Here is a 26229-nt window from a genome sequence, read left to right on the forward strand (position 1 = left end):
AGTATACCTCCCAAAAATATAAGTATAAGACATACATACCAAACAATGAAATCGATTTCAGTATTATTTTAAGTAAATCACCTCTTCCTGTTAAGTAATTTAGCAGGTTTCTCTATTATTAGAACACTCAGCACTATATTTTTGAGATCGTCGCTTGCAAAGTATGTTAGATTTTATATGTTATACAGTAACTTATAGTGAGTGGATATGAAAAATATGCATAAAAAATGAAATATTTTATAATATTTGCTAATGTGTGATGATCATGATCAATAATTAACTTCATAACAATTTAACAATGAGTATGTATCATAATAGGCTTATTTTTATTACAATAGAAAATGATATCTAAATAACTGCTAAAAGGAGATGTGCGACTTGAGTTACACTCTATCAATCAAAACGAATACAAGAGATCAAATGATTGATATCACTTCCCAAGTTCAACAAAAGCTTAATGAAGATAAGATGGATAATGGAATATGCATCATCTACTCTCCCCATACTACAGCCGGCATCACTATTAATGAAAATGCAGACCCAGATGTGAAACATGATGTGCTTATGGCGCTAGATGAAGTATATCCATGGGAGCATGAAAAATATCGCCACATGGAAGGAAATACTGCTGCTCATTTAAAAACCATCACAACCGGTTCATCTCAAACCGTGATTGTTGAAAATAATCGGTTACTATTAGGTCAGTGGCAAGGAATCTACTTCTGTGAATTTGATGGACCTAGACACCGAACCTGTATAGTTAAGTTTATACACCAATAAGCAGTCGTTATAACACGACTGCTTATTATTAAATATTACTAATATTATTGGGCAGATATATAAACTCTCTCGGAAAGTGATGGCAATAGGAATGTTTTGAATAGGACTTTAAACCTTAAACATGTCCTTTTTGAACTGCCTCTTGCCTAAAAGAAGCAACTGCTATTAATAATAACAGTAAGACAAAAGCCACGATATGAAAGAAACTAATAGATTTAAAATATTGAATGAACACTCCACCAAAGTAAGGTCCAATTAAACTTCCAACGCTATAAGCTACTCCACAAAGCAAATTGCCCGCAGGCAACAAATTTTTAGGCAGTAAATCTGTCATATAACTAATTCCTAGTGAGAAGGTTGAACCAACTACCATTCCCGCTATAAATAAACAAATCGATAGAGCTGAGAAAGAATTCTCTATTAAACTAGCGACTGAAAAACTAATCATCCCAATCGAAAGAATTGCAATCAGCACATTTCTTCTACCATATTTGTCGCTTATCATTCCTAAAGGCAGCTGAAATACAATCGCTCCCAAAGCAAATGCAAATAGTAAAAAGGAAATATTCTCTACATTAAAGCCAATTCGCAACCCATACACAGGGAAACTTCCATTTAATGATGCCTCTAAAAATCCGTATCCAAGTGGAGGCAGAATCGCAACCCAACCATATTTCCATGCTTTTGAAAATCGTTTGAGCATTTCTTTAAATGAATCAGAATAATCGCTTGTTTGCTCTGGATAATCATTTTTTAAGGCGAATATAAATATCCATGCTATAAAGCATAATAGAGACGACAGCATAAAGGGTAGTGCTTCATTAATTTCAACAAGTGGTGTTAATAAAGGTCCCGCTGCCAAACCTATACCAAAAGATAACCCATATAATGAGATATTCCGCCCTCTTTTGTTTGATTCAGATGTTGTCGTAATCCATGTTTGAGTAGAAAAATGCAATGCATGATCACCGATCCCAATGAAAAAACGTAATACAAACCAAAACCAAAATGATTTCCAAAGAGGAAATAAAACTAAGGATAAGATAATAAGTGCTCCTCCAAAAATAATGATGGGTTTATACCCGTACTTCCTTAATGGAGGCTCCATAAATGGTGTTATAAATAAAATACCTATATACAATGCAGCTGCATTCAGTCCATTAACTGAAGAGGCAACACCGTCATTCTCAAATATAATAGCAATTAAAGGAAGGAGTAATCCTTGATTAAAACCTGATATAGCAACAATGCCTATAAGTATCCAAAAACGAAAGTTCATTAGTAAGTCCTCTTTTATGTTAAGTAGTATTTGTCCCTAACTATTATAATTGTTTTTTATGAAAAAAGTAAAAAGATTTGAGCGCAAAAATCTTATTAGAGTCTTACAGAGATGTCGTCGAGTCCTTCCATCTGAGATATTACTTCACTTTTGTGAGCTTATTGCATTATGATATAAAGAGTAATAGTAACCGTATTCTTTATTTTTACAAGCAAAGTTTGCGAAACTAGCTTATTCACAAGTAAACTTGAAAGGGTGTTTATAGTGAAAAAGAAAATTCATCATTGTGTAAATCATTATATGGAAGTGATGATAAGAGAAGAATATCAGAAAAAAATAATAAGAATGTATAATAATGGTCAGCCTATTGGTAAAATTGCGAAGAAATTTCATTTAAGTGATGAAGCCGTATTAGAAGTTGTGGAGAGGAAAAAGCAAATTTAAAAATATAAAGAAACCAGCTTTTAGAGTCAGGCTCGAGGAAGAAATAGAGGAAAATGATGAATAAGACCTCATTTCCCCCTATTTTGAAATCAAGATGATTTCATTCAAAATGATTGAAACTCTTCTTTTGTCAAAATATCGTGATATTCTCCATTTGTATAAACCATGTTGCGTAAACATCCCTCTTTAGTAAATCCTAAATGGTTATGCAGGTGAATGGAGCCTTCATTAAAATTATAAACTAGGGCATTGGCTTTTTGATAGCGAAGCTCATCAAAAAAATATCGCAATATGATCTTAACCGCATCACTAGCATATCCTTTTTTCCAATACTCCCTAAAAATACTAACTCCGTAATAAAATGTTCCGTTACGTGAATCACAATCGAATGTATTAATACTACCTACTAAATCACCATCATGATTTTCTATAGCAAGTCTAAAATGATGTCCATCCCAACCTTTATTAGACTCATCTTCAGTCCATTTCCTAGTCCCTTCTTGGGTCCTTGGACCATAGATTGTATCATTTAATCTTGCGATTTCAGAATCCAAACCATCTTTATGGAATTCCTCCCAATCTGATGTTTCAATTGGTCTTAATTTAACGACTTTACCTTCCCAAATATTAAAACTCATTTTATAATTCGCCTCCATTTTTTAAAAAATCATGTTAGAATCTTGGAATGTTCTTGGGGGCGAACGGTTTCGATAAGCGATTACATAAAAATCCCTGCCTTTTAAAAATTTCCTTTCATTATATCACATGATCAATATAACGTGTTTCACCTTGTGTTACTTTGCCTTGTCCTTGCGTAAAATCAACCATATTCTCAATGAACTTTTCCGCTTCAGCAGCAAGTGGTAAACAAACAAGGGTGACTTTATCCGAAAATAAAATATCATCTATCATCACATCCCGATTTCTAAGTTCATTTTCAACTTTCCCATGCCAAGTATAATCAACCTCAACGCTGACTTCTTGATGAAGTTTTTTATAAATAAGCTGTGCCGCTTCAATCCCTACAACTGCTCCTTCTGTATAAGCACGAATAAGACCGCCTGCACCCAGCATGATACCTCCATAATATCGTGTCACGACTACTGCAACATTTTTCAAACCTTGGTTTTTGATCACTTCTAAAATGGGTTTACCGGCCGTACCACTAGGTTCCCCATCATCTGATTGCTTTTGAAATTGATCTCTCTCACCAACCATATAAGCAAAACAGTTGTGCGTGGCAGCAGAATGGTCTTTTCTTATCTTGGCTATAAACTCAAGCGCTTCATCCTCAGATGTAACAGGTTTCGCATGACCAATAAATCTTGATTTTTTGATGACAACCTCTGCTTCTCCGGATTGATTTAATGTTTTAAATGAATCTAATTCCATGTACACAACCTCCAAGTGAACTCGTCTAACCAAATTCTTTAACATGTGGAATCAAATAAAAGTGAATCATTCTATAGAGGATAAATTATGCTGTGTAAAAAGCAGTCCACATGCGTGAACTGCTTTTATTGGATTTTCTATAATATTTATGAACGAATTACTCAGATAAACGAGATTCTAATTCTTCTTTTTCTTTTTCAAATCCAGGTTTCCCTAATAGGGCAAACATATTTTTCTTATATGCTTCCACACCCGGCTGATCAAATGGATTTACACCCATTAGATATCCACTGATTCCGCATGCTTTTTCAAAGAAATATGCAAGGTATCCAAACCAATAAGGTGAAATTTCAGGAATCGTTACGATTAAGTTAGGCACTCCACCATCTGTATGAGCAAGCATCGTCCCTTGGAACGCTTTTTTATTTACAAAATCAATTGTTTTACCAGTTAAGAAGTTCAAACCGTCCAAGTTGTCTTTATCTGATTTGATTTCAATTTCAGCAGTTGGCTTCTCTACTTGAATCACAGTTTCAAAAAGGTTTCTAGTTCCTTCTTGAATAAATTGGCCCATGGAGTGAAGATCAGCAGAAAAATCTACGGATGCAGGATAAATTCCTTTGTGGTCTTTTCCTTCACTCTCCCCATATAGCTGTTTCCACCATTCAGAAACATAATGTAATGATGGCTCGTAATTCACTAAAATTTCAATTGCTTTTCCTTTGCGATATAAAGCATTTCTAACAGCCGCATATTGGTAGCTTAAGTTTTCCTTTAAATTTGGATTGCTGAATTCCTGCTGAGCATCTGCTGCACCTTTCATCATGGCATCGATATCAATACCAGCCGTAGCAATTGGTAGTAAACCTACAGCAGTTAATACAGAATATCTTCCACCTACATCATCAGGAATAACAAACGTTTCATAACCTTCTTCAGTAGACAGTTTATTCAAAGCACCTTTAGCTTGATCCGTTGTTGCATAAATACGTTTACGTGCTTCTTCTTTACCATATTTATTTTCTAACACTTCTCTAAAAATACGGAATGCGATCGCTGGTTCTGTTGTTGTTCCTGATTTAGAAATAACATTAACTGAAAAATCACGATCTCCAATGAGCTCCAATAAGTGAGTAATATATGTAGAACTAATATTGTTTCCTGCAAAATAAACCTCTGGTGTTTTACGCGCTTCTTTTGTCAGGTTGTTATAAAAGCTATGTGATAACATTTCAATAGCGGCTCTAGCACCTAGGTAAGAACCACCAATACCAATCACTACAAGCACTTCAGAATCGGACTGAATTTTTGCTGCCGCTTTCCCAATTCGTGAAAATTCTTCTTTATCATAATTGGTTGGTAAATCAACCCAACCTAAGTAATCAGATCCAGCACCTGTTTTTTCATGCAGCTGATTGTGTGCAAGTTGCACTGCGTTTTCTAAATAATCGACTTCATGTTGTTGCAAGTATGGTTGTGCGTTACTGTAATCAAATTGAAACTTTTTCAAAGTCTTCTCCTCCTACTTATTTTTAGCTTTTTTTTAATTTAGCTTCTCTCTATTTACTACCTTTAAGCATACTTTAAATACGCAACTTATTGCAAGAGTATACACCAATAAAGTGAAGTGAATATTCAACTAATCTCGAAATGCCTTGAGCTTTTCATTTAACCCTTTTGTTTGAAGATATACATCTTTATATACTGAATAGAGCTGCTCGTATTTTTCTACATGATCTTGAATTGGTTGAAAGCTTTTTGTTATTTGGATAAACTGTTTTGAGCATTCCTCAAGTGAAGTGAACCATCCACAGCCAAGTGCAGCCAACATTGCTGCCCCCATACCAGGACCTTGCTCATTATCTAGTTTAAGGATTTCGGCATTAAATATGTCTGCTTGCATTTGAAGCCAAGTGTCATTTTTCGCTCCACCACCAATGGAAATCATTTGATCAATGTTGATCCCTGCATCTCTAAACATTACTAGTGATTCATTTAAGGAAAAAGTAATCCCTTCCATCACTGAACGAACAAAATCATCCCTTTCATGTGAGCTGTCCATACCGATAAAACTTGCTCTAATGACTGCATCTGCATGAGGAGTACGTTCACCAACCAAATAAGGTGTAAACAACATGCCTTTAGCACCAATTGGTACTTCATTCACTTTTTCTACTATTTCTTCAAAGCTATCTGCTGTGGCAAACGTATCTTTAAACCAACTTAAGCTATGTCCTGCTGAGAGAGTAACCCCCATAACATAATATGCATTTTGTTTTCCATGATTAAAAAAGTGTACCTTACCTTCAAAATCCTTGCTATGATCTTCTTCATAAGATAAAATGACCCCAGAGGTTCCAATACTGCACAAACCTACACCAGAAGTTAATATTCCCGCCCCTATTGCTCCACAAGCATTATCTGCCCCACCAGCAAATATTTTCGTAAGTGGATTCAGTCCAGTTTGCTCTGCAATTTCAGGTAGTAAATTACCAACAAAGGCATGAGATTCTACTAGTTGAGGACATAAATCATCATCTATTTGAAATAACTCACAAATCTCTTTACTCCACTCTTTATTCACAACATCCAATAATAAAGTTCCTGCGGCATCGGAATAATCCATATGAATTTGTCCAGTTAAACGATATCTCAAATAATCTTTAGGCAATAAAAACACACTAGCTTTATGATATAATTCAGGTTCATTTTCTTTTACCCATAAAATTTTAGGCAGCGTGAAACCTTCCAAAGCTGGATTTTTGGTGATTTTTAATAAAGATTCTCCTAATTCACTTTTTATCTCATCACATTGTTCAGTAGTTCGAGTATCATTCCAAAGGATCGCATTTCGGATGACTTGATGCCCTTCATCTAATAAAACTAAGCCATGCATTTGACCTGAAAAGCTGATCCCTTCAATATCGTTTGTATTTACTTTTGCTGTGCCTACTAGCTCCTTTAAAGCTAGAATCGTTTGTACTACCCATTCCTCAGGATTTTGCTCACTATAACCTGATTTTTCTTGTATAAGCGGATAGTCCTGTGCTCTCTCTGCGCAAACCTCACCTTTTTGATTCGCAAGTAAAACTTTTACTGCACTAGTACCTAAGTCAACTCCAATCACATACTTCATCAGTTATCCCCCTTTACCTCTAAAAAGTAAAAAGCTCAATAACACAAAAAGTGTACTTGATATACTCCATTGGGTAATGGAAGTGAAAGAGGGATGCCAAAAGAGTGGAACGTTCGCCTTTAAAATCGCAAATTCACCTTATAATATAATTCAGATTTACGATTTTAACAGCGACTGGAGGTATCCCCTTTCACTGAAATCTACGATCAAAAACACTTTATGATATGAGCCTAAAAAATATATTCATTTAAAATGGAACGAAGCTGCTCTAAACGACCAGATTTATTCTTAATATCAGTACTTTCAAGTGCATGTTGTTCAAGTGTATGGAAATTCGCTTTTCCAGAAACGATGTCTAAACCAACACCACTTTTAAAGCTGTCATATCTATTTTCTATAACATCATCCAAAACTCGATCTTCGATTAGTTTTGCTGCGGATTTAAGCCCTCTTGCAAAGCTGTCCATACCTGCGATATGTGCATAAAATAAATCTTCAGCATCCATTGAAGCTCTTCTAACTTTTGCGTCAAAATTTACGCCGCCTGACCCTAATCCATTGTTCTTAAGAATTTCATACATTGCTAGCGTTACAGAGTATAGATCAGTAGGAAATTCATCTGTGTCCCATCCAAGCAATAAATCACCTTGATTCGCATCGATAGACCCAAGCATTCCATTGATACGAGCTGTTCTTAGCTCATGTTCAAAGGTATGTCCAGCTAAAGTAGCATGATTGGCTTCTAAATTTAATTTGAAATGATCTTGCAAGTTATACTTTTGTAAAAAAGCAATTGTTGTCGCCGCATCAAAATCATACTGATGTTTAGTAGGTTCTTTCGGTTTAGGTTCAATTAAAAACTGTCCAGTAAAACCAATTTCCTTAGCATAATCAATGGTCATATGATAAAATCTCGCTAGGTTATCCAATTCAAACTCCATGTCTGTATATAACAAGGATTCATAACCTTCACGTCCACCCCAGAATACATAATTTTCAGCATCAAGCTGTACTGCTGTTTCCAGCCCTTTTTTCACTTGTGCTGCTGCATAAGCATATACATCTGCATTATTTGTAGTAGCTGCACCATGCACAAATCTTGGATTTGTAAACATATTAGCTGTATTCCATAATAACTTCACGTGACTCGTTTTCATCCCAGCTTGAATTTCAGTAACAATCTGATCTAAAATTTCGTTCGTTTCTTTTAAACTATTTCCTTCAGGAGCAATATCTCGGTCATGAAAGCAAAAATAAGGCATATTTAGCTTTTCAAAAAACTCAAATGCAGCTTCTACCCTTGCTTTAGCCAAACTCACTCCATTTTGACCATTCCAAGGACGAACCATTGTTTCCGCACCAAATGGATCTGCACCTGTGCCTGTGAATGTATGCCAATATGAGCAGGCAAATCTTAGGTGCTCTTCCATCGTTTTGCCTAACACAACTTCAGAAGCATTGTAGTGTTTAAAGGCAAGTGGATTCGTAGATTCCTTTCCTTCAAATTGAATTTTTGGGACGTTATTAAATACGCTCATTCAATACCCCTCCATCGCATTATTATTAAACTTAAAAAACTTGTCTTTTAAGTTGAATTTAAAGTACATAATAAGTAAATCATAGCATCAACAATCCACTTTGTCTATTGAATAAACAAAGTATATATATTTTTCTATCATAACATGCTAATATAAATTTAACTTAAATATTGAGGTGTTTTTATGACGATTACAGGAGATCAAAACTTAATCAAAAAAATGAATAAAACCATTGTTTTAGATGAGATAAAAAAACTGGAACTGGTATCCCGGGCTGCAATTTCAGAAAAAACAGGATTAAACAAAGGTACTGTCTCGTCTCTTGTGAATGAATTAATAGAAAGCCAATTTGTGTATGAAGCAGGAACTGGAAAATCAAGTGGTGGAAGAAAACCAGTCATGTTGTTATTTAATCATCAAGCAGGTTACTCAATAGGAATTGACCTTGGTGTAAACTATATTCTTTATGTGATTACAGATTTAAGTGGGGATATCATTTATGAACAAAAAGAGTCTATTCACGACCACTCTACAGTAGCTATTTTATCCACATTAATCAAGACAATACGAGAATTATTTCAAAAAACACCAAAAAGTCCTTACGGTATTATCGGAATTGGCATTGGTGTGCCTGGGATTGTAAATGAAAAAGGAACTATATTGCACGCTCCAAATTTAGGGTGGAAGAACGTCAAACTTAAACAGGCACTAAATGATGAATTTAAAGTATCTGTTGTGATCGATAATGAAGCCAATGCTGGTACATTAGGAGAAAACCAATTTGGACGAGGTCAAAACGCAGAAAATTTAATTTATATTAGCGCAGGTATTGGAATAGGAGTAGGCATGATACTAAGAAACAAGATTTACCGAGGTGTTTCTGGATATGCTGGTGAATTAGGTCATATGACGATAAAAGCCGATGGAGAGCAGTGCCGTTGTGGAAATGTAGGATGTTGGGAGTTATATGCATCAGAAAAAGCATTACTAAAACAAAGTGAAGCTATATCTCATGATGAAAATAAACTTCAACAATATATTCATCTAGCTGCCAAAGGAGATGAATCAGTCATGCAGAATTTCAGTCAGGTTGGTGTTTATTTAGGAATCGGAATCTCTAATATCATTAACATATTTAATCCAGAATTAATTATTGTTGGAGGTCGACTAAGCACTGCTGAGCAATGGATAAAGGATACGATCCTTTCTACCGTGGAGCAACGAGCTTTAACTTATCATAATCAAAAGACTGAAGTCATTTTCTCTGATCTTAGAACGAAATCTACCACATTAGGAGCTTCAACATTAGCAATTTCTAAATTTTTTACTGATCATGAAGAACTTATTTAGTAAAAAAAATAAAAAGCCATGTATAAGTGACTATAGACGAATCACTATTTTAGAATGAATTAGTTATATGTCTAGAGAATAAATAGGTGATTGACATAAATTATATTAAGGAAATTTGGGGTAGGTGCATAAATGAGCGCATTTGGTGGATTTGGTTTTGGAGGTTTAACCTTATTTTTACTCATTTTTATCCTTTTACTCATTGTTTTAAGTGCAGCGTTTTTTATTTAACCAAAATACATGAAGCGTATAACCTTTTTTCAAAATAAATGCTTCTTACGATTCTGAAGAAGCATTTATTAATATTATTTTTTTAGTACATTTTCATCAAAATACTTACCCCAGTCGGGTTGTCTACCATCTATATCCTTAAAACCATATTCCCTTGAAAGCTCCCAGGAGCTAAGTGATTTTCCACTTTTCACATTTACGTTTGGGTCACTTGCAAGAGCTGCAATCGCCCTGCCTACAAAAAATGGAGTTTCTGAAGCAATAAAGTGAGGATCTTTCTTCGCACCTTCTTGCCAATTTTCCTCTGTGACCTCAAACCAATCCAACATCGCTTCTGATCGTAAAAACCCTGGAGTTACTGCTAATGAAGTAATGTTGTATTCTTTTAAGTCCTGGGCCATTGCTTGAGCCAAATGAATCGCAGATATTTTAGCCAAGCTATAAAATAAATTCCCACGATAGTCATAACTCACACCGTCGGTGATCTCAATGACAAGACCTTTTTTATTTTCTACCATTAGTGGAACTCCATAATAGCTTGTTTTGATATGAGAGTGAACCGCACGTTCCTGTATCAACAAACCGTTCTCTAAGTTGTGTTTCCAAAAAGGAACTTCCCATTCTGTCAGAGGATCACCTCCCCAGACATCATTAACTAAAATATCTAGTTGTCCTTTCTGCTCTTCTTTCACTCTATCAAACAATCCTTTTATATCTTCATCAACTGTATGATCAACTCTATGGGAAATTCCTAAACCTCCCGCTTCAGTTACAAGTTCAGCTGTTTCCTCAATCGTTTCGGTTCGCCCCATAGATGACAAATTCCCTCGTGTACTTCTTCCAGTTGCATATACCGTTGCACCAGCTTCACCCAGCATAGTTGCAATCCCACGTCCAGCTCCTCGTGTGGCCCCTGCTACAACAGCTACTTTTCCACTTAATGGTTTCATATCAGACTCACCCTTTCATTATTTACTGTAAAAGTATATAGGACTAATATGTCACCTTCTGACGTAATTCATGAATTAATTATCAAAACAAATCGCACATTAATCCATCATTTTCTGCAGTCTTGTTATAAATACATCATGTGATAATTCAACATCTCTCACTTCATGAAACCCATGCTTTTTATATAGTTTCTTAGCAGGTTCATTATCTCGACCTGTAGATACCACCATTTTTTTCACATTTAGACTCGATTCAAAAAGTGAATGCAGTAATGCTGACGCTATCCCTTTACGAAAAAAATCAGGATGGACAATCATACGGCATATCGTGAGAATGGAAGTCTCAATTTCATAAGATATAACTCCAGCTAACTCCTCGCCAACATAATAACCACAAAATGTTTCTTCACTTCTTTGTAAAGAAGCTGCGGAATCTTTTAACGGTGGAATATCATAAAAATTGATCATATCCGCTTCAACTTTGTAAGAAGGAATTTGCACTCTCAGCACTTGCTCTGCTACATCCTTAGTAGTAATATCAATCTTCTTTATCAAAGTAATCACCTAATTTCTCATAACTTACTCTTGTCACTTCATTGGGGAATAGGTCTAGTATTTATTTTTATTTCAAATCACTTTGTAATAATCCTAAAGTATGTACATCAGAAAAAACATTATTTGAATAGTACGCCTTTCTCCTTGTTCCTTCATGCATAAAACCAATTGATTGAAGAAGGTTAAAGCTGATTTTATTAAATTCATAGACCTCTGCATCTATTCTTTTTGTACCACTTTTAAAAACCTTTTCAATATACGAATATAAGGCTTCTTTCGCGTAACCATGCCCTCTTTCTTCCCCTAACCCAAATCTCAACCATCCAAAATAATTCGTATCATCCATCCAATTAAGTCTTACATATCCAATTGACTTGTTAAGATTTTTTATAGTAATAATATAATACGGTTGTTTCAATTCAATACTCTTATGTATATCCTCCTGTTGATTTTGTTCTGTTATTACTGTATTCAATCCTATAGACATTTTTTTTAATAATTCATCACTTTTCCACTTGGCTATTAAAGCACTATCCTCTAATTGCACAGATCTTAAAAACAATCTATTGGTCTCGCAAAATATAGTCATTATTCCTCCCCCTGTAAATAGAGTTATTCTATACTATATATTAGAATCAACAGAAAAGGAAATTTATGCTATTAGAAGGAGGGAATCATGAAATATTTGCAATGGATAATGCCAATTATTTTTGTTTTGTTTACAGGTTTACTTTTAAATAAAGGAATCGCTTTGCGGTCTATAGGGATGCATGTTGACGGAGCAGGTATTGGAATATACTTTCTAGGTATAGAAATCAATGACAGAGTAAGAACAGAACAAATTCCTTCGTATGCTAATGGCTTTTTTATCACAGGTATAATCACTTTATTGGTCAGCATTGTTCTTTTTGTAAAAAATTTAAACAGAAATAAAGCAAGCAACTAGGATTAATATCCAGTTGCCTGCTTTATTAAGTGGTGCTATTTGTACTTCTATTTCAACAATGCCTTTACTTTAGATATAACATTCTCTACTGTGAAGCCATATTCCTCAATCACTTTTGGCCCTGGAGCAGATGCACCAAAGATATCTATCCCAAGAATATCTCCTTGATCCCCTACATAACGTTCCCAACCAAGTGATTGAGCCATTTCTAACGATAAACGAGCTTTTACATCAGGTAAGATTACAGAATCCTTATAAGCTTGATCTTGTTGTTCAAACAACTCCCAGCTAGGCATACTAACAACACGAACTTGGATGCCTTCATCAGCAAGTGATTTTTGAGCCTCCACTGCTAGAGAAACCTCAGAACCAGTGGCAATCAATTGAGCTTGCGGTTTTCCATCCGATGCATCAGATACAACATAAGCTCCCTTAGTTAGGTCTTCATTAGCATTATTAGTACCTGCTAATTGCGGAAGATTCTGACGAGTTAACACTAATGCTACTGGAGCACCTGTATTTTCAACTGCATAACGCCAAGCTGCACTTGTTTCATTTCCATCTGCAGGACGAATTACTGTTAAATTTGGAATCACTCTTAAAGCTGGCAATTGCTCAATCGGTTCATGTGTTGGTCCATCCTCACCTACAGCAATACTATCATGAGTTAGTACATAAATAGCCGGCAAGTTCATCAAAGCAGCTAAACGAACAGCAGGGCGAAGATAATCAGAAAAAACAAAGAACGTACCACCATATGCTCTAACTCCTCCATGCAATAAAATACCGTTCATAGCTGCTGCCATCGCAAATTCACGAACACCATAATAAATATTTCTTCCGCTGTAGTCTGCTGCAGTATACACACCTAAATCCTTCATATGTGTATTTGTAGAAGACTCTAAGTCCGCAGAACCACCGAATATTGTAGGAACTTTTTTAGCTAGACCATTTAATGCATTTCCAGAAGCAACTCGAGTAGCAATTGCTTTATCCTCAGGTGTATAGGATGGTAAATCTGCATCCCATCCTTCAGGAAGCTCATTGTTCACTGCTTGTTCAAACTGTTGTGCTAACTGCGGATATTGTTGCTTGTAATTTTCAAACATGCTATTCCAAGCTTTTTCTGCTTCAATTCCATCGTTTTTTAGCGCTGCAAAATGTTCCCTTACTTCATCTGGCACATGGAAGTCAGGTTCATTTGGCCATCCATAAGTCTCTTTAGTAAGAACAACCTCATCCTTTCCAAGTGGAGAACCATGAGGTCCAACCTTGCCACCCTTACCTTGTTTGTTTGGACTACCATATCCAATCACTGTTTTCACTTCAATAATCGTAGGTTTATTTAACTCCGCCTTAGCCTGTGCAATCGCTTGATTAATTTCCTCTAAGTTATTACCGTCTTCAACACGCAGCACCTGCCAGCCATGACCTTCAAAGCGAGCTGTAACACCTTCAGAGAAGGAAAGGTTAAGTTCACCATCTAAAGAAATATCGTTGGAATCGTATAACATAATTAGTTTTCCTAATTTTAAATGTCCAGCTAAGGAAGCTGCTTCACTAGAAATCCCTTCCATTAAATCTCCATCACCACAGATTGCATATGTAAAATGGTCCATTACGTTGTAATCATCCTTGTTGTATGTCGCTGAAAGATAAGCTTCTGCAATTGCCATACCTACCGCCATTGCAACCCCTTGTCCAAGTGGTCCTGTTGTTGCATCTACACCTGCTGTATGTCCAAACTCTGGATGTCCTGGTGTTTTACTGCCCCATTGACGGAAATTTTTAATTTCCTCCATAGGAAGATCATATCCACTTAAATGAAGCAAGCTGTATAATAACATTGAACCATGACCTGCGGAAAGAACGAAACGGTCTCGATTGATCCAGTTCGGATTGTCAGGATTATGTTGCATAAATTTTGCCCATAATTCATAAGCCATCGGCGCAGCTCCCATTGGCATCCCCGGATGTCCTGAATTCGCTTTTTCAATAGCATCAATGGCTAAAGTACGAATTGTATTTACACTTAATGTTTCTATATTTTGATTCATCATTAAAACCTCCTAGTATGATTATCGTTTATACACTTGAAAATACTTAACTACCTCGGTACTACCTCTTTAAAATGCTTGGTCTTTTTTTAAAAAAAACGAGTTACATTCGTTATTAATCCCCAATTTTCAGAACAAATAACAATCAATGCGAGTTGTTTAATTTTTTCTGTTGGGCCTACCTCTCACGTACAATTATGATTTAGAACGTTGGCAGTTATATCATTCAAAGTTAAAATTAATTGTATTGTAACACTTGGAAACTACCTTTTCCACTTTAAATTGATAAAGTATTCCTTTTTTTCAAATTTTTCAGCCTAATATCAAATAAAACTTGATGCAACAGAAAAGTTAACAGTCCGTTAGCCACTTTTATAGAGGAGTTACGGACTGTTAATTTACTTTAAGCAAGATCTAGTTAAATACAACGGTTTTATTTTCATGAACTAAAATTCGATCTTCTACATGCCAAGATACAGCTCTCGCTAAAACGATTCTTTCGATGTGTCTACCAATTCGTTTCAATTCATCCACTGTGTCCCGATGACTTACTCTTTGTACATCTTGCTCAATAATCGGACCTCCATCAAGCTCTTCCGTTACATAGTGCGCAGTTGCCCCAATGATTTTAACTCCTCTATTAAAAGCCTGTGCATAAGGTTTCCCACCTACAAAAGCAGGCAAAAATGAATGATGTATGTTTATAATTCTATTTTTATAAAATTGAAGGAACTTCGGTGAGATAATTTGCATATATCTCGCTAAAATTATGGTATCTACTTTTCCATGGGTCACTTCAAGCTGCATTGCTTCAGCTTCTGCTTTTGTGTCTGCAGTAACTGGAATGTGATGATATGGAATCCCAAAGGATTCTACTAATTCCCTCATATCAGGATGATTGCTTATGACCATTTCAATATCTGCATATAAATCCCCTGCCTGCCACTGCCACAACAATTCAAGTAAACAATGGTCCTCTTTAGATACAAAGATTGCAAGTTTTTGTTTTTTAGGAGCTAAACTAATTCTCCAGTCCATTTGAAATTGATCAGCTACAACTGCAAAATCTTCTTTTAATGCATTTAGCTTAAATTCTAATTCAGGCAAGTCAAATTCAATGCGAATAAAAAACATGCCGCCCTCAGGATCCATCGTATATTGATCAGATTGTACGATATTCGCATCATGTTGATGCAAGAATTTTGAGACAGCAGCTACAATCCCAGGCTGATCAGGACATGAGATCAACATGCGAGCTCGATTATGGTTTGCTTTATCTGCCCATTTATTCGAAGTAGGTGTCAGTGGTTTCATCTTTTAAAATTACGCTCCTTCTTTTGCAAAACTTGCTGTTAAACGTTGGTTAATCTGCTCCTCAGATAAACCTGAAAATAGCTCTGCTTCCATCACTTGATCATACAATCTTTCCATAGGTTCACGCGGATCTTGTTTTCTTAATTTTGCATCACTTTTTAACATTTCCCATGTGTTTAATATAAATTCTCTTTGTTTTATAGATTCTTTATTGAAAAAATGCTGAAGTTTTTCCACATCTTCTAGGAACTCATCACCAAATCTATTCTCTAAATCTCCACGCAATAATGCAATTTCTGCCTCATACATAGGTCTTTGTTTTTTCTTGTCTTTTCCAATCCATGGTGTTTCTAAAATCATCGGAAGATGCGTCAGTTTTTCATGGTGAACAATGTTGTTCATGGCATTAAATCCAATAAATCCAGATCCTACTGGAGCGTGTCTATCTTTTCCTGCTCCACGAGGGTTTTTGCTGTCATTTAAATGCAATACTGCTATGCGGTCTAATCCAACTGTTTTATCAAACTGTTCTAACACACCATCAAGATCATTTACAAGGTCATAACCTGCATCATGAACGTGACATGTGTCAAAACATACAGTTAATCTCTCATTGTTTTGTACTTTATCTATAATAGAAGCAATCTCCTCGAAGCTTCTACCCATTTCAGTTCCTTTTCCTGCCATAGTTTCTAATGCGATATTTACATTTGTTCCTTTTGTACCTTCGAGAACTTCATTTAATCCTTCTGCAATGCGAGAAATTCCGTACTCTGCATCTTTATCCGTATATGCTCCAGGATGAAGTACAATATTTCTAACACCCAAATAATCGGTTCTTTTCATTTCCTCCTGTAGAAAATCTACAGCTAGTTGAAACGTATTGGATTTATAGGACCCCAAATTTATAATATATGGAGCATGAACAACAATTTCATCAATTTTGTTTTTCTCCATCAATTGCTTGCCTTCTCCAATAAATTGCTCTTCAATCGGTTTTCTTCTAGTATTTTGTGGAGCTCCTGTATAAATCATAAAAGTGGAAGAGCCGTAAGATTCTGCTTCTTGTGCTGCATTCAATAATCCTTTGCTGGAAAATGAAACATGTGAGCCTATTTTTAACATATTTATCTTCTCCTAAATCTATTTTAAAATCATATTTTAGCAAATTATTTCTATTAACTTATTTTACTCTTATTGTCCTCTTGTCGCAATTCGTCAAAATATTGAGGATTTAATAATTGAATGAATTCCTTTAATGCAGGAGACATCCACTTTTTTTTGTGTACAACAAGCTGAACGTATACTTCAATGCTTGCTTCATCCAAGGGTAATAATGATAATGTACCTTCTTTTAATTCCTGTTCTACTGTGATTTTTGGCAGCAATGCCACTCCTAAACCGGAGTCAACACATCTTTTTATGATTTCAATCCCATTAAATTCTAATGAGGAATTACAGCATACTCCTTCTCTTTTTAATGCTTGCTCGAGCATCATACGATAGGAGCATCCTTTCTCTGTATAAATAATCTTCTCGCCCTTCAAATCCTTCACAGTCACTCTTTTTCTTTTGGATAATTGGTGATTCGCACACCCAACCAGAACCATTTCTTCTTTTCTTATAATCACTTTATTTAATTCGTCATGCTCTAGCGTCTGATCCATTACTAAAGCAATATCGTAAGTTCCATCAATAACTTTTAAATACATTTCAGAACATATGTTAGATTCAATTTGCAATTTGATTTGAGGATGTTTCTTATTAAATTGCTGAAAGTATTTCACTAATTCAAATGTAGCATAAGATTCCACAGTTCCTATGGTAAGTGAACCATTTAGCTCGGTTTTGGAAATTAATCTTTCCATCGCCTCATCTTCTAAAGAGATCATTTTCAATGCATATTTATACAAATGTTCTCCTGATTGAGTTAGCTGCATAGCTCTACCCATTCTCTCAAATATACGAACCCCATAAGCTGCTTCAATTTTTTTAATTTGTGTAGTCACACTAGACTGTGCATAACCTAAACTTTCTGCTGCTTTCGTATAGTTTTTCCATTTTACAACTTCTATAAAAGTACGATAGTAATCCGTATCCATTTTAATCATCACCTTTTTTGATAGTTGCTATCAACAATTATAGCTAACATTGATGCTTGCGTCTATGATAAAGTGTATTCAACAAGAGATTCAATCCATTGAAAATCTTGAAATGTCAAATGTAAGTTATGGGTTCGAAATGATAACGAATCCAATCATATAGTTGTATATTTTACACTTTATATCAACTTTATTTGATTAATTAGGAGGTTATTATTATGTTATTCAACGATTATGAACTTGAAATGTTAACTAAAATGAAACAGAAAGAAATGCAAAAAGCAGTGCAGGAAAATCGTATAAATTATAAATCATTTCTCCAAGCAAATAGAATCATTCTAAATTTTAAAAATAAACTATTCAGAAAAATTGAGGAAGAGAAGTTAACTACTTGCTGCAAATATGAAGCTTAGGAGAGATGATCTAGTGACTGAAAAAAAACTGAATGCTGTACAACTAAGCGGTCTTATTATTGGTCCTATATTGGGGTCAGGTATTATTCTACTTCCACCAATCATTTATAATGTTGCCGGGGATTATGCGATTTTTTCATGGATAACCATCATGTTGATGAATTGGTTCTTTGCTTATTTATTTGGTCAATTGAGTATACAGTTCCCCGGTGATTCTGGTGTGACGCAAGCAGTTGAGATTGTGTTTGGCAAATACATCAAGTACTTAACTTCCTTCTTTTTAATCGGTGCTGTTTGTTTTGGACCTATCGCCGTATTGATGACCGCTGCTCAATTCCTTCAATTTGATGGATTTTTATCAACAAAGTGGATGGCTGTTGTTTTATTGATCATTACGGTTTTAATACTATTACTAAACGTTTCATTTATAGGAAAAATCGCTTTTATTTTGTCTTCTGTGTCCGCAGTGCTGCTATTCTCAGGAGGACTGACATCAATAATTCAGTATCCTAAAGCAGAATTTATTACAACAAGTTTTGATGTATCCTCATTTGGTTACAGTTTGTTATTGTTGTTTTGGACCATTGTTGGATGGGAAGTTATCGGTAATTACAGTAATGAGGTTAAAGATGTGCGCTCGACGATACCGAAAGCGATTGGCTTCAGCGCACTGATCATTACTTTAGTATGCTTAATGGTAGCTGCCTCAATACAATGGGCCGCCATCCCTAATGTAAATGGAGCATCTCAGTTGACTGTTGCTAGCATTTTAACTCCTATTTTTGGAGGGTTTACCGGGCTGATTATGGGTCTAATTGTACCTGGTTTATGTTTGACTTCCATCATCCTATTTATTGGAGGAACAGCAAGGTTAATACGATCTTTATCAGATGAAGGAATATTACCGAAAAAATTAGGATTTCGGACAAAAAGAAATATTCCACTAGGCGGAATTATCACACTTAGCAGTTTTCAGATCTTTCTATTTATCATGATCTTTTATGATTGGATCAACGTTACTCAGCTTGTTGCTATAGCAGATGGATTTTTTATTAGTAACGTTTTTGTCACTATGTTAGCTGCTATTAAGCTATTTAATCAAAGGCTTGTAAAAATATTAACAAGTGTAATGCTAATCGTTTTGCTCATATTTTTATCCTTTTCTTCACCATTTGTATTGATTTTCATAGCCATATTGACGTTCACTTTCGTATACAAACAAATCAAGCATAACAGTAAATACTCCGCACCGACAAACTTAGGCACAGAGTATTCTACTCAAAATTGAGAATATATTCATCCTGATGGATGATTTGCGACAATGGCTTTATTTGAATTTATCACTGAAGATCCTACCTTAAGGATAATCGCAATTCCTGACTTTAGTGTAATGTCTGTAGGATCTAAGGTGACATTCAATCTAGCTCATAAATCATGCCGTTCATTTATTCTATTCGTTCATCATTTATAAATTTGCAGGGACCGATATATCAAAATAAACAAAATCATTTCGATCCACTACAGTACAATCAGGATATTGTTGTAATTTCTCCATTGATTGCTGTTTGAGCACTTTCAATTGATCTGAAGAGAAACTAACTACACCTAATCCTAATTCCTCACCTTCTGGATCCACAATTCTCACAACGTCCTCTTTTAAAAATGGTCCCTTCACGTTATAAATATCTTTAATATCTAAGTTTTTCTTACTTTCTACCATATCTTGTTTCACTCTTTTACTAATCGTTAGTTCTCCTTCAGGCTCTGAATGGAACGCAATCCAGCACTTCTTTTTATTTAAAATAATTTTTCTCTTTTTTTGTTCAAAATAAGTGCCTTTCGCTTTTTTATTTACAGCATCATACAATATATTTTTACTATCAGCTTTACCCAGGAATACTGGAATACCTGATGCCATAGCGATCTTCACTGCGTCCAACTTCGACCTCATCCCCCCAGTACCCACTGCACTGCCTGCATCTCCTGCAACGGCTTCAATGTCTGACGTTATTTCCTGGACATTTTTCAATAACTTCGCATTTGTATCCTTTTTTGGATCAGAATTAAAAAGGCCGTCAATATCAGATAATATGATAAGTTTATCCGCATCTATTAAACCTGCTACTTTCGCAGACAATATGTCGTTGTTGCCAAATTTCAAATTATCTACAGTTAACGTATCATTCTCATTAATAATGGGAATGATTCCTCGTTCTAACAGTACATTCATTGTGTTTTGTACATTGCCATATCGATTCTTATCTGAAAAATCATCTCTAGTAATCAATATTTGTGAAGCAACGTAACCATGTGATATGAAAAGGTCTGAATAGGATTCCATTAATAGACCTTGACCGATGGAAGCCGCTGCTTGTTTTTCTGGTAATGATTCAGGACGCTTAAAACACCCTAATTTGCGGTACCCAGCGGCCACTGCTCCTGAAGAAACAACCACAACTTCATGTCCCTCATCTTTTAGCTGTACAATCTCATTTACTATTTTTTCCAACTTTCTTCTACTCACTTCTCCGTTCATACTAGTTAATGAACTGCTTCCAATTTTAACAACAATTTTTTGTGATTGAGAAGGAGTCAAAATAAATCACTCCAATTGACTAATTTTTTTGTTATTTTCATGATGTGCCAGCGACCTCCAGAATTTTTTCTTTATTTAATTCACGTGAGCGTTTTGCTGCCGATTGAATGGCTTGTGAAATTGCCTTCCCTCCACCATATTTTTGTAAAGCCTGTAAACCTGCTGCTGTCGTTCCATTTGGAGAGGTTACATTTTTTCTAAGTTTTGATGGTGACTCTGCTTGTTCATCCATCATTTTGGATGCTCCCAACATTGTTTGAATGCTGATTTGTCGAGCTGTCTCTTCATCTATGCCTCCAGCAATGGCAGTTTGTTCAATATGCTCTATTAAATAATAAAAATAAGCTGGCCCACTACCTGCAATCCCAGTAAAAAGATCCATCTGATCCTCTTCTATTGTATAAACCTCACCGAAACAACCAAGTAATTCTTTACAAAGGTAAGCCATAGTCTCACTAACATAGGTTCCGATCGACATCCCCGTTGCTGATTCTCTTACCATACTTGAAGTATTGGGCATAGCTCTAACAACCTGCTGTTTTTTGTTTAAACGATCCTCTATATAGGAGGTTGAAATGCCTGCCATGACTGAAATGACAACTTGATCCGATCTTATTTTATCTTTGATAAACAAAAGTGCAGCCTCTGCATCTTTTGGTTTCATTGCTAGTACCAGTATATCTATTTCATCAAAAGCTACTTCTTCTTTGACTCTCCCTTGAATACCATACCTTGCTGTCATCGAATGTAGTTTTTGTTCATTACTATGATTTGTAACAATGATGTGATGACTTGGCAGCTTGTTTGCATGAATAATGCCTGAAATCATAGCTTCTGCCATGGATCCAGCACCTAAAAAAGCCACCTTTTTGTTGTGTAACATAAATTTTTTCCACTCCTGTTGTTTATATATTTGTATATACTCTGCTTGCCGAATAACGCTACTTTATATATTGTACAGAACAACTTGTCATTATAAAAACACCATAACTATGGTTTACAGGTGTCCTCATTGTATTGAATACAGTCATACGTATTTGATATACGTGATTCTTATATATCCTTCAATATGATCTGTTATACTGGCGTATGATCTACATGGAGGTATATTATTTAGCAAAATATACAACAACCACAAAAGTGAGTGAAATATTGGTAGTGAAATTCCTATTACTTTTGGAGGGCTTGTACCTTATTATTTATGAGAGTTGGAATTATTTCCTTTACGGACTGAGCGTTGTTACATCAATAAGACAGGAATACAACTCATAATTAAGGACAAAAAAAGGGATAATATCCATATTAAGATTCAGATTTTAATTAAGGGGCTCCTCTTATATTGGCTACTACATTAAAAAATCGTAAAAATAAAACTAAAAAAACACTAATAATAGCATAATCCCCATAATTATTAACCAGAGAATAGTGGTGTTTTTTTTGAAATTCCATTCATACAATTTGTTGAAATTGATTCAGCATTTAGCTAAACCATCTGTGATGGATTCTTTTATCAATGTTTTTCAAAATTAGAAGGTAATATTGAATTTATTGAAAATGGGGATTCTTACAACATTAAAAATAAACACCTCACTTTTTTAATAAAAAAATGTAGAAAAATTATCAAATTATGGGTTTAACATTGAATTTTTCAGTCATGAAGGGTGAGATTTTCGTCATCATGGGGCTGTCGGGCAGTGGTAAATCAACCTTGATAAGGTTACTTAATCGACTCATTGAACCTACCAGTGGTCAAATTCTTATCAATGGAGAAAATTTAACCCATATGACAAAAACAAAACTTCTAGAGGTACGCAGACAAAAAATGAGTATGGTATTTCAAAAATTTGCACTCTTCCCTCATCGAACGGTTTTGAAAAATACAGAGTATGGGCTAGAACTACAAGGAACGGATAGGCATTTAGTGCATTAGATCCATTAATAAGAAAAGAAATGCAGGATGAATTATTAAGCTTGCAGTCCACCATGAATAAAACCATCATTTTTATTACACATGATTTGGATGAAGCACTTCGTATCGGAGATCGTATTGCATTAATGAAAGATGGGAAGATCGTCCAAATAGGTACACCTGAGGAAATTCTAATGAATCCTGCAAATCGTTATGTAGAAAAATTTGTTGAAGATGTGGATTTATCCAAAGTTTTACTGCAAATCATGTAATGAAATCTCCAGAGACGGTTCAAGTGACTAAAGGGCCTCGAGTTGCTTTGCAGTTAATGAAAGAGAGAGCCATTTCTTCTATTTTTGTGGTAGATAAAAACAATAGTTTACTAGGCATTATAACAGCTAAGGATGCATTAGATGCAATAGAAACTAATAAAACTATTGAGGATATTTTAATCATAGATATACCTACAGTAAAAAGAGATCGTATATTAACAGACATATTTAATATGATTGCAGAAACCCAACATCCAATTGCAGTGATAGATGATGAACACAAAATAAAGGGCGCATTGATTAAGGGAGCCGTACTTGGTGCACTGGCTGGTAATGACGAACATATTAATATTTAAAATTGTACAAAAAATAAGGAGTTGAAGTATGAATATTCCTAAAATCCCTTTATCAGATTGGGTTGAACTTCTTATAGATTGGTTAATTATTCAATTTGATCAGTTTTTTGAAGGCATTTCAAATGGATTATCATTCATCGTTGAAAAAATGGTAGATATATTGGACTGGTTTTATGTATTTCCATTTGCTATGTTCGTTGCAATTCTAGCATGGTGGCTTGGTGGACGCAATTGGAAAATGGGTTTGTTTACATTGTTAGGATTACTGTTCATTGACAATCTGGGTTACTGGGAATCCATGTTAAATACACTTGCATTAGTCATAACTGCCGTATTTATTACTATTCTATTAGGTATTCCAATCGGAATTTGGGCTTCACAAAGTTCACTTTTCAGAAATATTACCATGCCAGTTTTAGATTTTATGCAAACCAGCTTTTGTATATTTATTGCCTGCTATCTTTTTCTTTAATATTGGTGAAGTTCCAGGTATAGTAGCATCTATTATTTTTGCGATACCACCTGTGATACGTTTAACCATATTAGGGATCCAACAAGTACCAGAGGATCTTATTGAAGCATCAGAAGCTTTCGGGTCCACAACTGCTCAACGCTTAATTAAAGTTCAACTACCTTTGGCCATGCCAACGATATTGGCAGGAATTAATCAATGCATCATGTTAGCATTGTCCATGGTTGTAATTGCCTCTATGGTAGGTGCTCCAGGTTTAGGAGCAGATGTATATCGCGCAGTGGGACAACTGAAAATAGGCATTGGGTTTGAGGCTGGTATATCCATCGTAGTGATTGCGATCATTCTTGATCGATTAACACATAATATAGGAAGAAATAAAACAGAGGGAAATAAGTAATGTTTAAAAAAATGAGTGTTTTAAGTTTAATGTTAGTTTTAGCACTAGTTGTATCTGCATGTGCTCAATCTAACGAAGAATCAGGTGAAGGTGCAGGGACTGATAGCGAATCCGTAGGTGAAAGTGTAAACTATCAAATTATAGGTATTGATCCAGGTGCGGGACTGATGAAAGCAACGGCTGATGTAATCGATCAATATGAATTAGAGGATTGGAAATTAGTCGAAGGTTCCAGCGCGGCAATGGCTGCAGCACTAAAAAAAGCTTACGATAAAAAGGAACCTATCATTGTTACAAGTTGGACACCACACTGGATGTTTTCTAAATTCGACCTTAAATATTTGGAAGATCCATTAGGTATATATGGTGAGGATGAGAATATTCATACGATTGTGAGAAATGGTCTAGCTGAAGATCTTCCAACTGCATATCAAGTTTTAGATCAGTTTGATTGGACATCTGATGATATGGCTAATGTGATGGTGTCTATTCAAGAAGGAACATCTCCTGAAGATGCAGCAGAACAATGGGTGTCAGAAAACGCTGATCTAGTTGAAGCTTGGACAGATGGTGCGGAATCTGTAGATGGAGATGATATTTCGATTGCTTATGTAGCTTGGGATAGTGAAATCGCATTCCGGAACTTTTAAAAAACTTAAGCTAACCCATGATAATATCCAGGGTTAGCTTATTTTGTTACTAGCCTCGTAAATATATTTTTAAGTCACCACTTCCTTGTGGCTAACACCGACACCATAGTTGAATTTAAGTTTTTGTATTTGAATGGTGATTACGAGTTATTATGACTCCCATTCCTGTAAATGTAAGTAATATTCCAATCATTTGTAATATGCTTGGACGAAAACCGATGATCATTGTATCTAATAAAATAGCAACTATAGGATCTAAAAAGACAAGTACAGAGATCAATCTCGTTGGTAAGAATCGAACACTTCCAAAAAACAATAAATATACCACACCTGTATGTATGACTCCTATAATCGTAATCGCAATCCAATGATGAAATTGAAGTCCAGAAAAAGCACCAAAGCTAACTAAAGGAAATAACAAAATGGAACCTAGTGTTGTTTGAATCACAGTCACAGCATATGGAGACAACTGTTGAATACCTTTACTAAGGAGCGTAAGCAAAGCATAAAGAATAGCTGCTAAAAAAGGCCAAACAAGTCCTGATGATAACAATTGATGAAACGGTGTATCTGTGCCCAAACCAGATATTAACATCGTTCCTATAAAGCAGATCAATATAGAACTGATGGCTATCCAAGTCAGTTTTTCTTTATAAAATAAACTTCCCAGGAGAAGAACAATGACAGGTGCTAAATAGTAGATGGAAATAGCCACCGTGATCGACATCATTTCAAATGCCTTAAATAAAAACACCCAATTTAATACGAGGATTACACCGCATAATAACACACGTTTTATCTCTTGCATGTCCCAGTTTTCATCTTTAAATTTCCCAGTCAACAACCAAAAAGCACCTAAAAATAAAGAGGCGAAAACACAACGGACAAAAACCAACTCAAATGCTTGAAGTCCTGTTTGTACTGCTATAAACCCAATGGAACCGAAAATAGACATAGCTATGATCATACTTATCGTAGCCATAGATTTTTTAGAGCGTTGTAATAGAAGACTCAAAAAAACACCTACCTTATGGTGTGAATGTTATAAAAATTCACTTCAAAACTATCCTAATATATGAAATGAAGA

At 35.2% G+C, this 26229-nt stretch carries 23 protein-coding genes and 2 pseudogenes; 9 read left to right on the forward strand and 16 right to left on the reverse strand.

Annotated features, from left to right (window positions below):
• Positions 1-369 precede the first annotated feature (369 nt).
• Positions 370-780 (forward strand): secondary thiamine-phosphate synthase enzyme YjbQ, encoded by a 411-nt coding sequence (locus Q5Y73_RS19420; RefSeq protein WP_371320241.1) that lies wholly within the window; start codon positions 370-372, stop codon positions 778-780.
• Between the two features lie 115 nt (positions 781-895).
• Here the strand turns inward: Q5Y73_RS19420 and Q5Y73_RS19425 are convergent, their stop codons facing one another.
• Positions 896-2059, reverse strand: a complete 1164-nt coding sequence (locus Q5Y73_RS19425; protein WP_305993582.1) for an MFS transporter — start codon at positions 2057-2059, stop codon at positions 896-898.
• Positions 2060-2323: 264 nt separating this feature from the next.
• Here Q5Y73_RS19425 and Q5Y73_RS19430 point away from each other — a divergent pair, with 264 nt between their 5' ends.
• Positions 2324-2503, forward strand: coding sequence for a helix-turn-helix domain-containing protein (locus Q5Y73_RS19430; protein WP_305993583.1), 180 nt, complete (start codon positions 2324-2326; stop codon positions 2501-2503).
• 104 nt (positions 2504-2607) lie between these two features.
• On the opposite strand, the gene Q5Y73_RS19435 is transcribed toward Q5Y73_RS19430, so the two are convergent.
• The 5 genes from Q5Y73_RS19435 to xylA all read right to left on the reverse strand — a co-directional run bounded on the left by Q5Y73_RS19435 (position 2608) and on the right by xylA (position 8569).
• On the reverse strand, positions 2608-3141 hold the full coding sequence (locus Q5Y73_RS19435; protein ID WP_305993584.1) for a GNAT family N-acetyltransferase: 534 nt from the start codon (positions 3139-3141) through the stop codon (positions 2608-2610).
• Positions 3142-3259: 118 nt separating this feature from the next.
• Positions 3260-3895: a YigZ family protein gene (locus Q5Y73_RS19440; protein WP_305993585.1), complete on the reverse strand. Its 636-nt coding sequence runs from the start codon at positions 3893-3895 to the stop codon at positions 3260-3262.
• Positions 3896-4052: 157 nt separating this feature from the next.
• Positions 4053-5405: a glucose-6-phosphate isomerase gene (locus tag Q5Y73_RS19445; protein ID WP_305993586.1), complete on the reverse strand. Its 1353-nt coding sequence runs from the start codon at positions 5403-5405 to the stop codon at positions 4053-4055.
• A gap of 129 nt (positions 5406-5534) precedes the next feature.
• A complete protein-coding gene (xylB, locus tag Q5Y73_RS19450) occupies positions 5535-7031 on the reverse strand; it encodes a xylulokinase (RefSeq protein WP_305993587.1) in 1497 nt (498 codons plus the stop codon).
• Positions 7032-7261: 230 nt separating this feature from the next.
• A complete protein-coding gene (xylA, locus tag Q5Y73_RS19455; RefSeq protein ID WP_305993588.1) occupies positions 7262-8569 on the reverse strand; it encodes a xylose isomerase in 1308 nt (435 codons plus the stop codon).
• Positions 8570-8752: 183 nt separating this feature from the next.
• Here xylA and Q5Y73_RS19460 point away from each other — a divergent pair, with 183 nt between their 5' ends.
• Entirely contained in the window at positions 8753-9919 is a 1167-nt protein-coding gene (locus Q5Y73_RS19460) for an ROK family transcriptional regulator (protein ID WP_305993589.1), read from the forward strand.
• 305 nt (positions 9920-10224) lie between these two features.
• Here Q5Y73_RS19460 and Q5Y73_RS19465 read toward each other — a convergent pair whose 3' ends face one another.
• The 3 genes from Q5Y73_RS19465 to Q5Y73_RS19475 all read right to left on the reverse strand — a co-directional run bounded on the left by Q5Y73_RS19465 (position 10225) and on the right by Q5Y73_RS19475 (position 12244).
• Entirely contained in the window at positions 10225-11100 is an 876-nt protein-coding gene (locus Q5Y73_RS19465) for an SDR family oxidoreductase (RefSeq protein WP_305993590.1), read from the reverse strand.
• A gap of 99 nt (positions 11101-11199) precedes the next feature.
• Complete coding sequence (locus Q5Y73_RS19470) at positions 11200-11655, reverse strand: GNAT family N-acetyltransferase (RefSeq protein WP_305993591.1); 456 nt, start codon at positions 11653-11655, stop codon at positions 11200-11202.
• Between the two features lie 67 nt (positions 11656-11722).
• Complete coding sequence (locus Q5Y73_RS19475) at positions 11723-12244, reverse strand: GNAT family N-acetyltransferase (protein WP_305993592.1); 522 nt, start codon at positions 12242-12244, stop codon at positions 11723-11725.
• Between the two features lie 87 nt (positions 12245-12331).
• Here Q5Y73_RS19475 and Q5Y73_RS19480 point away from each other — a divergent pair, with 87 nt between their 5' ends.
• Positions 12332-12601 carry a hypothetical protein gene (locus Q5Y73_RS19480; RefSeq protein WP_305993593.1) on the forward strand — a complete coding sequence of 90 codons (270 nt, stop codon included), beginning with the start codon at positions 12332-12334 and terminating at the stop codon, positions 12599-12601.
• A gap of 47 nt (positions 12602-12648) precedes the next feature.
• Here Q5Y73_RS19480 and tkt read toward each other — a convergent pair whose 3' ends face one another.
• From tkt to Q5Y73_RS19500, 4 genes are all read right to left on the reverse strand, one after another.
• Complete coding sequence (tkt, locus tag Q5Y73_RS19485) at positions 12649-14658, reverse strand: transketolase (protein WP_305993594.1); 2010 nt, start codon at positions 14656-14658, stop codon at positions 12649-12651.
• A gap of 414 nt (positions 14659-15072) precedes the next feature.
• A complete protein-coding gene (gene purU / locus Q5Y73_RS19490) occupies positions 15073-15972 on the reverse strand; it encodes a formyltetrahydrofolate deformylase (protein ID WP_305993595.1) in 900 nt (299 codons plus the stop codon).
• A gap of 9 nt (positions 15973-15981) precedes the next feature.
• Positions 15982-17097, reverse strand: a complete 1116-nt coding sequence (locus Q5Y73_RS19495; RefSeq protein ID WP_305993596.1) for a deoxyribonuclease IV — start codon at positions 17095-17097, stop codon at positions 15982-15984.
• Positions 17098-17150: 53 nt separating this feature from the next.
• Positions 17151-18074, reverse strand: a complete 924-nt coding sequence (locus Q5Y73_RS19500; protein WP_305993597.1) for a LysR family transcriptional regulator — start codon at positions 18072-18074, stop codon at positions 17151-17153.
• Positions 18075-18292: 218 nt separating this feature from the next.
• On the opposite strand from Q5Y73_RS19500, the gene Q5Y73_RS19505 reads away from it, so the two are divergent.
• Together Q5Y73_RS19505 and Q5Y73_RS19510 are read left to right on the forward strand one after the other, a co-directional pair.
• Positions 18293-18487 (forward strand): hypothetical protein, encoded by a 195-nt coding sequence (locus tag Q5Y73_RS19505; protein WP_305993598.1) that lies wholly within the window; start codon positions 18293-18295, stop codon positions 18485-18487.
• Positions 18488-18500: 13 nt separating this feature from the next.
• Positions 18501-19775: an APC family permease gene (locus tag Q5Y73_RS19510; RefSeq protein WP_305993599.1), complete on the forward strand. Its 1275-nt coding sequence runs from the start codon at positions 18501-18503 to the stop codon at positions 19773-19775.
• Positions 19776-19952: 177 nt separating this feature from the next.
• Here Q5Y73_RS19510 and proB read toward each other — a convergent pair whose 3' ends face one another.
• Positions 19953-21023 (reverse strand): glutamate 5-kinase, encoded by a 1071-nt coding sequence (gene proB, locus Q5Y73_RS19515; RefSeq protein WP_371320244.1) that lies wholly within the window; start codon positions 21021-21023, stop codon positions 19953-19955.
• Positions 21024-21120: 97 nt separating this feature from the next.
• Positions 21121-21966 carry a pyrroline-5-carboxylate reductase gene (proC, locus tag Q5Y73_RS19520; RefSeq protein ID WP_305993601.1) on the reverse strand — a complete coding sequence of 282 codons (846 nt, stop codon included), beginning with the start codon at positions 21964-21966 and terminating at the stop codon, positions 21121-21123.
• A 759-nt stretch (positions 21967-22725) separates the two neighbouring features.
• Between proC and Q5Y73_RS19525 the strand changes: the two are divergent.
• The 3 genes and pseudogenes from Q5Y73_RS19525 to Q5Y73_RS19535 all read left to right on the forward strand — a co-directional run.
• Positions 22726-23620, forward strand: a pseudogene (locus tag Q5Y73_RS19525) (quaternary amine ABC transporter ATP-binding protein); the annotation flags it as partial.
• A gap of 28 nt (positions 23621-23648) precedes the next feature.
• Positions 23649-24492 (forward strand): annotated as a pseudogene (locus tag Q5Y73_RS19530) (ABC transporter permease).
• Complete coding sequence (locus tag Q5Y73_RS19535; protein ID WP_305993602.1) at positions 24492-25142, forward strand: glycine betaine ABC transporter substrate-binding protein; 651 nt, start codon at positions 24492-24494, stop codon at positions 25140-25142. The pseudogene Q5Y73_RS19530 and the gene Q5Y73_RS19535 overlap by 1 nt, the downstream one beginning before the upstream one ends.
• A gap of 115 nt (positions 25143-25257) precedes the next feature.
• Here Q5Y73_RS19535 and Q5Y73_RS19540 read toward each other — a convergent pair whose 3' ends face one another.
• Positions 25258-26124, reverse strand: coding sequence for a DMT family transporter (locus Q5Y73_RS19540; protein ID WP_305993670.1), 867 nt, complete (start codon positions 26122-26124; stop codon positions 25258-25260).
• Positions 26125-26229 lie beyond the last annotated feature (105 nt).

The sequence above is a fragment of the Chengkuizengella axinellae genome (assembly GCF_030730905.1).
Lineage (GTDB): Bacteria > Bacillota > Bacilli > Paenibacillales > KCTC-33759 > Chengkuizengella > Chengkuizengella axinellae.